Source organism: Curtobacterium sp. PvP017, assembly GCF_054060195.1.
Map to the genome: position 1 here is coordinate 194,245 of NZ_JBSSCY010000002.1, position 12,389 is coordinate 206,633.

The window sequence follows — 12,389 nt, forward strand, 5'->3', positions numbered from 1 at the left end:
CTGCTGCTTCGGAAGGATCGGGGTCAGCCGATGTAGGACATGACGTGCTTGATGCGGGTGTAGTCGTCGAACCCGTACTGGGACAGGTCCTTGCCGTAGCCGGAGTGCTTGAAGCCGCCGTGCGGCATCTCGGCGACGATCGGGATGTGGGTGTTGATCCACACGCACCCGGAGTCCAGGTCGCGGGCGAAGCGCATCGCCCGCGAGTGGTCGGTCGTCCACACCGAGCTCGCGAGCCCGTACTCGACGTCGTTCGCGGCGCGCAGTGCTTCGTCCTCGGTCGTGAAGCGCTGCACGGTCTGGACCGGGCCGAACACCTCCTGCTGCACGATGCGGTCGTCCTGGCGCAGGCCGGACACGATCGTGGCCTGGTGGAAGTAGCCGACGTCGCCCTGCCGCCCGCCGCCGAGCTCGATCGTGGCGTGGTCGGGGAGCGTGTCGAGGAACGACCGGACCTGGGCGAGCTGGTTCGCGTTGTTGACGGGCCCGTAGTAGCCGTCTGACCCGGTTCGCGCGTTGTGCCGTGCTTCTTCTGCGAGCGCCGCCACGAACTCGTCGTGGATGCCGTCCTGCACGAGCAACCGGGTGGCCGCGGTGCAGTCCTGCCCGGCGTTGAAGAACCCGGCGGCGACGATGCCGGCGACGGCGGCGGGGATGTCGGCGTCGTCGAACACGATCACGGGGGCCTTGCCGCCGAGCTCGAGGTGGGTGCGCTTGAGGTCGCCGGCGGCGGCACGGGCGACCTCCGTGCCGGCACGGACGGAGCCGGTGATGGACACGAGCTGCGGGGTGGGGTGGTCGATCATCGCGGCGCCGGTGGTGCGGTCCCCGACGACGACGTTGAGCACGCCCGGCGGCAGGAACTCGGCGGCCACCTCGGCGAGCAGCAGGGTGGAGAGCGGAGTGGTGTCGCTCGGCTTGAGCACGGTGGTGTTCCCCGCGGCGAGCGCCGGGGCGAACTTCCACACCGCCATGTTGAGCGGGTAGTTCCACGGGGTGACCTGGGCCACGACACCGATGGGCTCGCGCCGGACGAACGAGGTGTGGTCGGTCATGTACTCGCCGGCGCTGCGCCCCTCGAGGTTGCGGGCGGCTCCGGCGAAGAAGCGGATCTGGTCGACGGACAGCAGGATCTCGTCCTCGACCAGTGAGGCTCGGGGCTTGCCGGTGTCGAGCGACTCGAGGTCCGCGAACTCCTCCGCCCGCTGCTCCACGGCGTCCGCGATCCGGAACAGTGCGAGCTGCCGTTCGCCGGGGGTCGTGCGCCGCCAGGTCGCGAAGGCGGTGCTCGCGCTCGTGAACGCGGCGTCGACGTCGGCAGCGGTGGACACGGGCGATGTGCCGTAGACCTGCTCGGTGGTGGGGTCGACCAGGTCGAACCGGGTGTCCGCGCTCGACTCGACAGCAGCGCCACCGACGAAGTTGCGCACCTCGTGCGTCGTGGTCACCGGTTCCGTCGTGTCCAACATGGCGGTGATCCTGACACGGATTCCGGCGGTGCGGAAGACGGATTCGGAGGTTGTGGAGAACCGTAACAACGGAAATCGTCGCGAAACACGGTGTTCACAACGGAATCCCTTGCGCGGTCCGGACCTCGCTGCCATGCTGTCCGGCATGGCGGCAGCACCACGACGTCCGGGACCGATCGACGACACCTCGAAGCGGATCATCGAACAACTCCAGGCGGACGGCCGCCGTCCGTACGGCGAGATCGGCAAGGCCGTCGGTCTCAGCGAGGCGGCGGTCCGGCAGCGCGTCCAGAAGCTCACCGAGACCGGCGTCATGCAGATCGTCGCGGTCACCGACCCGATGCAACTGGGCTTCCACCGCCAGGCGATGATCGGCATCCGGGTCAGCGGCGACACCCGAACAGTCGCCGATGCCCTCGAACAGCTGCCGGCGGTCGACTACCTCGTCATGACCGCCGGCAGCTTCGACCTGATGGTCGAGGTCGTCTGCGAGGACGACGACGACCTGATCGAACTGCTCAACGGCACGATCCGGGCCATCCCGGGCGTCGCCGGCACCGAGACCTTCGTCTACCTGCAACTCCGCAAACAGCTCTACGACTGGGGAACGCGATGACCATCTCCGAAACGACCAGCGGCCAGTCCACCGGCCAGTCCACCCGCCTCGGGTCCTACGACCCGTTCGCCCCGGTCGACGACGCCGACCTGCAGCGGAAGTCCCGGGACCACCTGTGGATGCACTTCGCCCGGCACGGAGCGAACCAGGCCGGTGCCGACGTGCCGATCATGGTCCGGGGCGAGGGCCACCACGTCTTCGACAGCCACGGCAAGGGCTACATCGACGGACTCTCCGGCCTGTTCGTCGTCGCCGCCGGGCACGGACGGAAGCGCCTGGCCGAGATGGCCGCGAAGCAGGCGGAGACGCTGAGCTTCTTCCCGATCTGGTCCTACGCGCACCCGGCAGCCATCGAGCTCGCCGACCGCCTGGCCGAGCACGCCCCCGGCGACCTCAACAAGGTCTTCTACTCGACGGGCGGCGGCGAGGCGGTGGAGACCGCCTTCAAGCTCGCGAAGTACTACTGGAAACTCCAGGGCAAGCCGATGAAGCACAAGGTGATCTCGCGCGCGGTGGCCTACCACGGCACCCCGCAGGGCGCCCTGGCGATCACCGGAATCCCGGCGATGAAGGAGATGTTCGAGCCCCTGACGCCCGGTGGCTTCCGGGTGCCGAACACGAACTACTACCGCGCCGAGGAGATGGGCTTCCCGGGTGGCACCGAGGAGCAGTTCGGCCTCTGGGCGGCCGAGCGCATCCGCGAGATGATCGAGTTCGAGGGCCCCGACACCGTCGCAGCGGTGTTCCTCGAGCCGGTGCAGAACTCCGGCGGCTGCTTCACCCCGCCGCCCGGGTACTTCCAGCGGGTGCGCGAGATCTGTGACGAGTACGACGTGCTGCTCGTCTCGGACGAGGTCATCTGCGCCTTCGGCCGCATCGGCACCATGTTCGCCTGCGACACCTACGACTTCGTGCCGGACATGATCACGTGCGCGAAGGCGATGACCTCGGGCTACTCCCCCATCGGGGCGACCATCATCAGCGACAAGCTCTTCGAGCCGTTCTCCAAGGGCGACACGACCTTCTACCACGGCTACACGTTCGGCGGGCACCCGGTGTCGGCCGCGGTCGCCATGGAGAACCTCGACATCTTCGAGGAAGAGGGCCTGCTCGCGAACGTGCGGCAGAACGCCCCGCTGTTCAAGGCCGAGCTCGACACCCTGAAGGACCTGCCGATCGTCGGGGACGTCCGCGGCGACGGCTACTTCTACGGCATCGAACTCGTCAAGGACAAGGCCACCAAGACGACCTTCGACGACGACGAGTCCGAGCGGCTGCTGCGTGGGTTCCTGTCGAAGGCGCTGTTCGACGCGGGGCTGTACTGCCGAGCCGACGACCGTGGCGACCCGGTCGTGCAGCTCGCACCGCCGCTGACCATCGGGCAGCCGGAGTTCCGCGAGATCACCTCGATCCTGCGGAGCGTCCTGTCCGAGGCCTCGTCGAAGATCTGACCGTGAGCGGCTACCGGGGCGTCTCGTTCTGGCTCGACCAGCTCGCGTCCACCGGACGCGACGACCTGGCGCCCCGGCCGCCGCTCGACGGCGACACGACCGCGGACGTCGCGATCGTCGGCGGTGGACTGACGGGTCTCTGGACCGCCTGGTACCTGCACCAGGCCGACCCGGGCCTCCAGATCGTCGTCCTGGAACGCGAGATCGCCGGGTTCGGCGCCTCCGGACGCAACGGCGGCTGGTGCTCGGCGCTGTTCCCGCGGTCCGCCGAGTCCGTCGCGCGTGAGCACGGCCGCGACGCGGCACTCGCACTGCGCGCAGCGATGCGCGACACCGTCGACGAGGTCGGACGTGCAGCGTCCGAAGCCGGGGTCGACTGCGACTACGTGAAGGGCGGGACCGTCCTGTACGCGCGCTCCGCCGTGCAGGAGCGCGCGGCGCACGACGAGGTCGCCGCGTCGGCCGAGTGGGGCGACGACATGACGTGGCGTGCGGCCCGACCCGGCGACGCCGCCGGATCGGCGGGGGTCGCGTGGACCCCGGACTGCGCGCGGGTCCAGCCCGCCGCGCTGGTGCGTGGCCTGGCGGCCGCCCTGGAGGCCCGGGGCGTCCGGATCGCGGAGCACACGCCCGCCTCGTCCTGGGATCCCGGGCGTGTGGTCACGTCGCGTGGCACCGTGACGGCCGGCGCCGTGGTGATCGCGGTCGAGGGGTACGGCGCGCAGCTGGAGCAGACGAAGCGGCGGATCCTGCCGCTGTACTCGCTCATGATCGCGACGGCTCCGCTGCCCGCGGCGGTGTGGGACCGCATCGGGCTCGAGCACGGGCAGACGTTCTCCGACTACCGCCACCTGCTCGTGTACGGGCAGCGCACGGCGGACGACCGACTGGCGTTCGGCGGGCGCGGAGCCCGCTACCACTGGGGGTCGGCGATCACCCCCGGGTACGACCGGGTGCCCCGGGTCTTCGAGCACCTGCGGCGGTCCCTGGTCGAGCTGTTCCCCGCCGTCGCCGACGCACCGATCACCCACACGTGGGGCGGCCCGCTCGGGGTGCCGCGCGACTGGTGCGCGTCCGTGACCTGGGACGGGCACGTCGGTACCGCCGGCGGCTACGTCGGCGACGGACTGTCGACGACGAACCTGGCCGGGCGGACGCTCGCCGATCTCGTGCGCGGCGTCGCGTCGCCGCTCACCGCGCTGCCGTGGGTGAACCACCGGTCGCCCGACTGGGAGCCGGAGCCCCTGCGGTTCCTCGGGGCGAACGCCGGGCTCGTGGCAACCGACCTGGCCGACCGCGAAGAGGCCCTGACGGGGCGGCCGAGCCTCGCCGCCCGCCTGATGGCACCGCTGACCGGGGGCCACTGATGGACGCCGACGTGGTGGTCGTGGGGGCCGGCGTCTCCGGGCTCGCCGCGGCCCGGGCGCTCGCGCTCGACGGCCAGCGCGTGGTCGTGCTCGAGGCCCGCGACCGGATCGGCGGCCGCACCTGGACCGACGACGAGATCGGGGTGCCGGTCGACCTCGGCGCCTCGTGGATCCACGGCGTCGACGGCAACCCGCTCTGGGCCCTGGCGCCCCGGTTCGGCATCGAGACCGTCGAGTTCACCGTCGGGAGCTTCCAGTTCGACGGCCGGCCGATCGCGTGGCACGGCCCCTCCGGCGCGCCGCTGTCCGAGGCCTCGACCTCGGCGTTCGTCGCGGACCTGCACACCGTCGACGCCGCCCTGGACACCGTCGTCGCACACGCACCGCCGCCCTCGACCTACGCGGCCGCCGTCGACACCGTGCTGCGGTCCCTGCGGTGGCAGGGCGACCGGGCCGCGCGGGTCCGCGAGTACATGGCGCACCGCTCCGAGGACCTCTGCGGCGCACCCGTGACCGTCCTCGACGCCCGTGGGCTCGAAGAAGAACACGTCCCCGGTGACGAGGTGGTGTTCCCCGGTGGCTACGCCCAGTACGCCGCAGCCCTGGCCGACGGACTCGACGTCCGGCTGTCCGCGGTGGTGCGGTCGGTGACGCAGTCCACGACGGGCGTCGTGGTCGGGCTGGCGGACGGTTCGACGGTCACGGCAGACGACGTCGTCGTGACCGTCCCGCTCGGAGTGCTGCAGGCCGGTGACGTGACCTTCGACCCGCCGCTGTCCGAGACGGTCACCGGTGCGATGGGCCGGCTCGGTATGGGGGTCTACGACAAGGTGTTCCTGCGGTTCCCGGAGCGGTTCTGGGGTGGTTCGTGGGTGGTCCGCCAGCAGGGACCTGCCGGTGTCGACTGGCACTCCTGGTACGACATGTCCCGCGTGACCGGAGCGCCCGTGCTGGCCGCCCTGGTCGGCGGGACCGGGGCCCGGCGCCTCGAGACCCTGCCCGACGCGATGATCGTGGACGAGGGCATCGGCGGCCTGCGGCGGATGTTCGGCCCCTCGGTCCCCGAACCCGAGGCGTTCCGGATCACCCGGTGGGCCGACGACCCGTTCGCCCGCGGCTCCTACTCGTACCTGCACGTCGGGGCGTCGCCGGACGACCACGACCGGCTCGGTGCGCCGTCCGGCCGCGTGCAGCTCGCCGGCGAGGCCACGTGGGGCGACGACCCGGCCACCGTGCACGGCGCGCTGCTGTCCGGACTGCGGGCGGCCGGGCGCTTGCTCGGCACCGAGGTCGAGCCGCTCTCGCTCGCGACGCCCGTCCCCCGCTGAACCTCAGTCGAACGCCGGGGTGTCGACCGAGCACGTCACGGGCTGCCCAGCGGCCGCGGTCTCGGTGGCGATCTCGCGCTTGCCGTCGAGCAGGATCCGGCACGTGGCCGTCGCACCCCGCGGCGGGGTCGCCCGGACCGAGGCGCGCTGTTCGGCGAGGACGATCGCCTCGTGCTCCCATGCCGAGCCGCTCGTCGTCGCGGTACTCGTCTCCTGCGCCCCGAGCCGGTGCACCTCCGGAGCGTCGCCGCGCTTCTCGGCACCCTCGACGCGCACGTCGGTGAGCGCGGCCCCGCTCGGCTGGTCGACGCTGACCTCGTAGGTCACGGACCAGGCATCGCCCGTCTGCTGCTGGATGAAGGAGCAGCCGGTCGCGAGCACCGCGACGGAGCCGGCGACCACGACGGCGGCGAGGAGACGGACGGTGGGACGGTTGCGTTCGGACATGCCACCAGCCTGCGCACCGAACGCCCGCGGATCGTCCCCCGGGCGACGCGACCCCGTGCGACGACGGATCGATCCCGGGTCCTCCGAGCGGTTGACATCGGCTCCGTCCGCCCTGGCGGTCAGTACCGTCGGCCGCATGGGAACCGTGCTGCCAGGCGTGATCGCGTTCGTCGTCGGCGTCGTCCTCGCCGTCGGGGCGCTCGTGCCGTGGACGGCGTGGGAGTACCGCCGTCACGGACAGCTCGGCTTCCGACGCTCGCTCGTCGCGTTCGGCACGCTCGTCTACGCCCTCGCGCTCGTCACGTACACGCTGCTCCCGCTGCCCGACGACGTCGCGACGATGTGCCGGAACGCGGCCTCGCCGCAGCTGACGCCGTTCGCGTTCCTCGGGGACGTCGCGAAGGAGGGCGGGATCTCCGGACCCCGCTCACTGCTGTCCAACCCGGCATCCGCGCAGGTCCTGTTCAACGTGCTGCTCTTCGTTCCCCTCGGTGCACTCGCCCGGCACGCGGTCGCCCGGAGGCGCGTGTTCGCCGGCCTCCTCGTCGGGCTCGGCGCCGGGTTCGTGGTGTCCCTGCTCATCGAGACGACGCAGCTCACCGGCGACTGGTTCCTCTACCCGTGCTCGTACCGCCTCTTCGACGTCGACGACCTGCTCGCGAACACCACCGGCGCCGTGGTCGGCACGCTCCTCGCTCCGCTCGTGGGACTGCTCGCCGGGTCGGGGCGGACCACCGACGCGGACGCCCCGCGCCCGGTCACCGCGGCACGACGGTTCTCCGGCATGCTCGCGGACGTGCTGGCGATCTGGCTCCTGTCCGGCACGCTGAGCGTCGGGACTGCCCTGGTGTGGGCGATCGCCGGGCGGGACGACGAGGACCCGGTGCTCGGGACGCTCATCACCGCCGGTGCGCTGGTCGCCCCGTTCGCACAGCTCGTGGTCGTGCTCGCGACGGGCCGGACCCTCGGTGAGCACGTCGTCCGGCTTCGTCCGGCCCCGACACCGGGGACCGGGAGGCGCGTGGTGCGTTGGGCGTTCGGCTCCGGCGGGTGGGCGGCGCTGCTCGCCGTGGACGTCCCGTTCTCCGCGTTCCTCGCGTTCGTGCTCGCGGTGACGTCGGTCATCGCGGTGTGGGCGACCCGCGGCCGGCGCGGGTTCGCGCTCGCGGTGATCCGGGCGGACGTCGAGGACGACCGCGTGCCGCCGCGCGTCGACTGAGCGGGTCCCGACGGGTGCCCCGCGCCAGCAAGAGCGCGGGGCACCCTGGGCTCAACCCTTGCGCCACACGTCGTGCAGGAACCGGGCCAGGGTCACGAGCAACGTCGCGATCCCCAACCACGGCACCTGACGGCGTCGACGCGGTTCGTCGTCGGAGGACATCCGAACCACCTTCCGTGTCAGCGCCGGCGGACACGAAGAGCAGGGGCCGAGGGACGTGCGACCCGACGGTGATCGAGTTACACTGGTTCCGAGTTCAAGCTCGGGACGCGTTCTGTCCCTCGTTCTCCACTCGGAGAGCAAATCGAAGCCCATCGCTGTTTGCCCAGCGGTGGGCTTCATCCTTGCTCGGGCCACGCTCCGGCGGTGACGCGGCCCGCCACCAGCCTACTGATGTTCCAGGTGCCGGTGAGAGCGACACGGGTGTCCTACTGACCGGACACTCACGGATCGCACGGGCCCGGAACGATGTTCGAGTGCCACACTCGGAGCCGTGACGACGACGCGGACCACACCCCGGCACGAGCACCGCGCGCCGGTGGCGATCGCCGTCCTGGTGAACCTCGGGCTCAGCCTGTTCCTGCCGAGCGAGGTGCTGTTCTTCCCGTCGTGGGTGGTCCCGGTGCTCGGCGTCCTGCTGCTGATCCCGCTCGTCGTCTTCAACCCGCGACGACTGACCCGCGAGACGACCTGGTCGCGGTGGGTGTCCTTCTCGTTGGCGATCCTGCTCACCGTCGCGAACCAGCTGACCGTGGTCCGGACGATCGAGGTGCTCCTCGGTGGCCACGCCGACGGCGGTGCCGTCCTGCTCACCGCCCTGCAGGTGTGGGTGAGCACGATCATCGCGTTCGGACTCGTCTACTGGGAGCTCGACCGGGGCGGGCCGGTGGCCCGACGGCGTCCGGAGCTGTGGACGAGTGACGAGGCAGACTTCCAGTTCCCGCAGGAGACCGACCCGAAGACCGCTGCGTGGCGACCGGTCTACCTCGACTACCTCTACGTCGCGATGACGAACATGGTCGCGTTCAGCCCGACCGACACCATGCCGATGACCGTCCGGGCGAAGATGATCATGGCCTACCAGGCACTCGGCGGGTTCATCCTGCTGGCACTCGTGATCTCTCGCGCGGTGAACATCATCAGCTGACCGCACTCCCGACGAGTGATTCCGACACGTCCCAGAGGCGAGCGGCGTCGTCATCGCGGAGCAACGGCGCCCAGGGCTTCCGACGGCCGGCCGGTCCGCCGAGCTGCCCGGGTCCGGTCGGACCGACGAAGCCTCCGTCGAGGTCCGTGTCGGTCGCCGCGAGCAGGGCCGGCTCCGCCGCCGAGGCCGGTGTCCCGACGAGGAGCCCGCGCGCCGACAGCCAGCGGATCAGCCGGACGGCCACGGTGTCGCTCGAGCGTCCGATCTCCGGGCGTGCGGCGAGCAGGCTCGTGGGTGCGACGCCGGGGTGGCTGACCGCACTCGTGATCCCCCACCCACCGGCCCGGCTCCTCCGACCGAGCTCGAGGGCGAAGAGCGCGCACGCGAGCTTCGACTGCCCGTACGCCCGCGCGACGTCGTAGTCCAGCTCGGACTGCAGGTCGTCCCACCGGATCGAGGCCCGCTGCGCCGCCACGCTCGACTGCATCACGACCCGACCGTCGGCGGCACGGAGCAGGGGGAGCAGGGCGCCGACGAGCGCGACGTGCCCGAGGTGGTTCGTGCCGAACTGCAGCTCGAAGCCGTCCCGGGTCGTCTGCCGCTCGGGCGGGTTCATCACGCCGGCGTTCCCCACGAAGACGTCGATCGGCGTGCCCTCGGACCGCATCCGCTCCCCGAGCGTCGACACGGACTCCAGCGAGGAGAGGTCCAGGTCCTCGAGCAGCACGGAGGCATCCGGGTGCTGCGCGGTGATCCGGGCAACGGCAGCAGCGCCCTTGTCGCGGTTGCGCACCGGCACGACCACCTCCGCTCCGGCGCCGGCGAAGCGCGCGGCGATCTCGAGCCCGATGCCGTCGCTCGCTCCGGTCGCCAGGACCCGGCGTCCGCCGAGGTCCGGGAGGGTGAGTCGTTCGTTCCGTGCCATGGTCCGCCTCTTCCGTCGTGGTGAGCACCCGATCCGGCACCCGAGACGATCGTCGCCGCGTCGTGCACACGCAACCACGGCCTGACGATCCGTGGCTACGGTCGACGCCCCGGGAGAGGATGGGCGCATGATCGACCGAGCATCCCTCGCGGACTTCCTCCGCAGCCGTCGGACGGCCCTGCAGCCGGAGGACGTCGGGCTGCCCCGGGGCCAGCGCCGTCGGACGAGCGGGCTGCGGCGCGAGGAGGCGGCGCTGCTGAGCAACATGTCCGCCGACTACTACGCGCGGCTGGAACGGGAGCGTGGACCGCAGCCGTCCGACCAGATGCTCGCATCGATCGCGCAGGGCCTGCGTCTCACGATCGCGGAGCGCGACCACCTCTTCCGCCTCGCCGGACACGAGCCCCCGACCGCGGCCTCCGGCGGCGACCACGTCAGCCCCGGCATGATGCGCATCTTCGACCGGCTCGCGGACAGTCCTGCCGAGATCGTCACCGAGCTGGGCGAGACGCTGCAGCAGACGTCCCTCGCAGCCGAACTCACCGGCGACGCCAGCGGCCGACGGGGCGACGACCGGAGCATCGGGTACCGGTGGTTCGCCGACCCGGCGTCCCGGGGCGTCCACCCGGTCGAAGACCACCCCTTCCTGTCCCGGATGTACGCATCGGGCCTCCGCACCGTCATCGCCCGCCGCGGACCCGACTCCCGGGCCGCACACCTGGCCGAACGGCTGCTCGCGACGAGCGAGGAGTTCCGCGAGGTCTGGGCACGCCACGAGGTCGGCATCCGTCCGCGTGACGTGAAGACCTACCGCCACCCCGAGGTCGGGCTGCTCACCCTGCAGTGCCAGGTGCTGCAGGACCCCGACAGCTCGCAGAACCTGCTCGTGTACACCGCCGAGCCCGGCAGCGAGACCGCCGAGCGACTCCGGCTGCTCGCCGTGGTCGGCTCGGCGGTCGGTCGCGCCTGACCTCGGAGCTCGTCAGGCGCCGTGTGCCTCCTCGGCCACCGGCTGCCACTCACGCCAGGTGGCCAACCGCGACTCGTAGTCACGCTCCGCGATGCCGAGCGGCGCCTTGCCGAAGAACACCCGCAGCGGCGGCTCGTCCGCGTCGACGACCTTCAGGATCGCCGACCGGGTCGCCTCGGGCTTGCCCGGGTCGGCGGCGGACGGGCGCTTGGACGCGGCCTCGCGCACGTCGGCGTAGGCGGCGATCTCCTCGCTGTGCTTCGAGGACGGACCGGACCAGTCCGTCGAGAACCCGCCGGGCTCGACGAGGGTGACGTGGATGCCGAAGCCCGCGACCTCCTGGGACAGCGACTGCGAGATCCCCTCGAGCGCCCACTTCGACGCGTGGTACGCCCCGACCGTCGGGAACGCGCTGATCCCGCCGATGCTCGACACCTGGATGACGTGCCCGGACCCCTGCTCGCGCATGATCGGCAGCGCCGCCTGGGTGACCCAGAGCGCACCGAACAGGTTCGTCTCGAGCTGCGCGCGCACCTCGTCCTCGGTGAGCTCCTCGACCATGCCGAAGTGGCCGTAGCCGGCGTTGTTGACGACGACGTCGAGGGAGCCGAAGTGCTCGGCGGCACGCTGGACCGCGGCGAAGGCGGCTGCACGGTCGGTCACGTCGAGCTGCAGCGCGAGGAACCTGTCCGGGTACTGGTCGACGAGGTCGTGCACGTCGTCGGGGTTGCGCGCGGTCCCGGCGACGGAGTCCCCGCGCTCGAGTGCCGCTTCCGTCCACTCGCGGCCGAAGCCCTTCGACGATCCGGTGATGAACCAGGTCTTGCTCATGCTGTCTCCTCCTGAGATCTGACGCGATCAGGCAACGCTCCCCGCTTCCGGGGCACCTGGAGGTCCGGGTGACGGACGCGGCAAGCGGACACCGGCGCACCGAGGCTCAGGGCCGCGGCGCCGCGAACTCCAGGTTGACGTCGTCGGGGTCCTGCACGGACAGGATCACCAGCCCGAACGGCGGCAGGTCGGTGACGTCGCCGTGTTCGATGCCGGCCGCGTCCAGCCGCTCGACGGCGGCGTGCAGGTCGTCGACGGACCCGACGCGGAACGACACGTGGTCGAGGCCGACTCGGTCGGGATCGAACCGGTCCTCGGCGGGGGCGACCGGTCGCAGGCCGAGCGTCTGCCCGCCGAACGTGAACGAGCACCCGCCGTAGGTCCGCCACGGGTCGTCGTGGATCGTCGGGTCGTCGATCTGGTCGCTGAAGTCACTGCCGGGCGGCATGCCGAACAGCTGCTCGTAGAAGGCCTTGCTGCGGTGGATGTCGGTGACCGTGAGGCGCACGTGCGCGAAGCCGAGGGGCGTGACGATGGGTTCGCTCATCACCCCACCCAACTCGTGAACGATCATTGCCATCGCAAGGTTGATTCCCACAACGCCGCCGGACTCCTAGCG

General features: G+C 71.4%; 12 protein-coding genes. 7 read left to right on the top strand and 5 right to left on the bottom strand.

The annotated features are described in order from the left end of the window. Window positions 1–23: 23 nt before the first annotated feature. Window positions 24–1,469, bottom strand: a complete 1,446-nt coding sequence (locus ACVKXF_RS04855; RefSeq protein WP_456795038.1) for a gamma-aminobutyraldehyde dehydrogenase — start codon at window positions 1,467–1,469, stop codon at window positions 24–26. 133 nt (window positions 1,470–1,602) lie between these two features. On the opposite strand from ACVKXF_RS04855, the gene ACVKXF_RS04860 reads away from it, so the two are divergent. The 4 genes from ACVKXF_RS04860 (at window position 1,603) to ACVKXF_RS04875 (ending at window position 6,231) form a co-directional block, all read left to right on the top strand. After that, on the top strand, window positions 1,603–2,085 hold the full coding sequence (locus ACVKXF_RS04860; protein WP_035809531.1) for an Lrp/AsnC family transcriptional regulator: 483 nt from the start codon (window positions 1,603–1,605) through the stop codon (window positions 2,083–2,085). 119 nt (window positions 2,086–2,204) lie between these two features. After that, window positions 2,205–3,536, top strand: a complete 1,332-nt coding sequence (locus tag ACVKXF_RS04865) for an aspartate aminotransferase family protein (RefSeq protein ID WP_456795336.1) — start codon at window positions 2,205–2,207, stop codon at window positions 3,534–3,536. Window positions 3,537–3,538: 2 nt separating this feature from the next. Further along, window positions 3,539–4,903: an NAD(P)/FAD-dependent oxidoreductase gene (locus ACVKXF_RS04870; protein ID WP_340196627.1), complete on the top strand. Its 1,365-nt coding sequence runs from the start codon at window positions 3,539–3,541 to the stop codon at window positions 4,901–4,903. Next, window positions 4,903–6,231: a flavin monoamine oxidase family protein gene (locus ACVKXF_RS04875; RefSeq protein ID WP_456795039.1), complete on the top strand. Its 1,329-nt coding sequence runs from the start codon at window positions 4,903–4,905 to the stop codon at window positions 6,229–6,231. Before ACVKXF_RS04870 ends, ACVKXF_RS04875 begins: the two co-directional genes overlap by 1 nt. A gap of 3 nt (window positions 6,232–6,234) precedes the next feature. On the opposite strand, the gene ACVKXF_RS04880 is transcribed toward ACVKXF_RS04875, so the two are convergent. Next, window positions 6,235–6,678 carry a hypothetical protein gene (locus ACVKXF_RS04880; RefSeq protein WP_456795040.1) on the bottom strand — a complete coding sequence of 148 codons (444 nt, stop codon included), beginning with the start codon at window positions 6,676–6,678 and terminating at the stop codon, window positions 6,235–6,237. Window positions 6,679–6,814: 136 nt separating this feature from the next. Between ACVKXF_RS04880 and ACVKXF_RS04885 the strand changes: the two genes are divergently transcribed. Together ACVKXF_RS04885 and ACVKXF_RS04890 are read left to right on the top strand one after the other, a co-directional pair. Further along, a complete protein-coding gene (locus tag ACVKXF_RS04885) occupies window positions 6,815–7,897 on the top strand; it encodes a VanZ family protein (protein ID WP_456795041.1) in 1,083 nt (360 codons plus the stop codon). Between the two features lie 493 nt (window positions 7,898–8,390). After that, window positions 8,391–9,044 (top strand): hypothetical protein, encoded by a 654-nt coding sequence (locus ACVKXF_RS04890; protein WP_340196624.1) that lies wholly within the window; start codon window positions 8,391–8,393, stop codon window positions 9,042–9,044. On the opposite strand, the gene ACVKXF_RS04895 is transcribed toward ACVKXF_RS04890, so the two are convergent. Continuing rightward, window positions 9,037–9,969, bottom strand: a complete 933-nt coding sequence (locus ACVKXF_RS04895; RefSeq protein WP_456795042.1) for an SDR family oxidoreductase — start codon at window positions 9,967–9,969, stop codon at window positions 9,037–9,039. The genes ACVKXF_RS04890 and ACVKXF_RS04895 overlap by 8 nt on opposite strands. A gap of 127 nt (window positions 9,970–10,096) precedes the next feature. On the opposite strand from ACVKXF_RS04895, the gene ACVKXF_RS04900 reads away from it, so the two are divergent. Further along, complete coding sequence (locus ACVKXF_RS04900; RefSeq protein WP_340196622.1) at window positions 10,097–10,939, top strand: helix-turn-helix transcriptional regulator; 843 nt, start codon at window positions 10,097–10,099, stop codon at window positions 10,937–10,939. A 12-nt stretch (window positions 10,940–10,951) separates the two neighbouring features. On the opposite strand, the gene ACVKXF_RS04905 is transcribed toward ACVKXF_RS04900, so the two are convergent. Both ACVKXF_RS04905 and ACVKXF_RS04910 read right to left on the bottom strand, forming a co-directional pair. Further along, on the bottom strand, window positions 10,952–11,770 hold the full coding sequence (locus ACVKXF_RS04905) for an SDR family oxidoreductase (protein ID WP_456795043.1): 819 nt from the start codon (window positions 11,768–11,770) through the stop codon (window positions 10,952–10,954). Between the two features lie 106 nt (window positions 11,771–11,876). After that, window positions 11,877–12,317: a VOC family protein gene (locus ACVKXF_RS04910; RefSeq protein ID WP_456795044.1), complete on the bottom strand. Its 441-nt coding sequence runs from the start codon at window positions 12,315–12,317 to the stop codon at window positions 11,877–11,879. Window positions 12,318–12,389: the final 72 nt, after the last annotated feature.

Excerpts from the sequence above, each read along its gene's own strand:
- ACVKXF_RS04855 (WP_456795038.1), bottom strand. The coding sequence starts at position 1,469 with ATGTTGGACACGACGGAACCGGTGACCACGACGCACGAGGTGCGCAAC.
- ACVKXF_RS04860 (WP_035809531.1), top strand. The coding sequence starts at position 1,603 with ATGCTGTCCGGCATGGCGGCAGCACCACGACGTCCGGGACCGATCGAC.
- ACVKXF_RS04865 (WP_456795336.1), top strand. The coding sequence starts at position 2,205 with ATGCACTTCGCCCGGCACGGAGCGAACCAGGCCGGTGCCGACGTGCCG.
- ACVKXF_RS04875 (WP_456795039.1), top strand. The coding sequence starts at position 4,903 with ATGGACGCCGACGTGGTGGTCGTGGGGGCCGGCGTCTCCGGGCTCGCC.
- ACVKXF_RS04880 (WP_456795040.1), bottom strand. The coding sequence starts at position 6,678 with ATGTCCGAACGCAACCGTCCCACCGTCCGTCTCCTCGCCGCCGTCGTG.
- ACVKXF_RS04885 (WP_456795041.1), top strand. The coding sequence starts at position 6,815 with ATGGGAACCGTGCTGCCAGGCGTGATCGCGTTCGTCGTCGGCGTCGTC.
- ACVKXF_RS04895 (WP_456795042.1), bottom strand. The coding sequence starts at position 9,969 with ATGGCACGGAACGAACGACTCACCCTCCCGGACCTCGGCGGACGCCGG.
- ACVKXF_RS04900 (WP_340196622.1), top strand. The coding sequence starts at position 10,097 with ATGATCGACCGAGCATCCCTCGCGGACTTCCTCCGCAGCCGTCGGACG.
- ACVKXF_RS04905 (WP_456795043.1), bottom strand. The coding sequence starts at position 11,770 with ATGAGCAAGACCTGGTTCATCACCGGATCGTCGAAGGGCTTCGGCCGC.
- ACVKXF_RS04910 (WP_456795044.1), bottom strand. The coding sequence starts at position 12,317 with ATGAGCGAACCCATCGTCACGCCCCTCGGCTTCGCGCACGTGCGCCTC.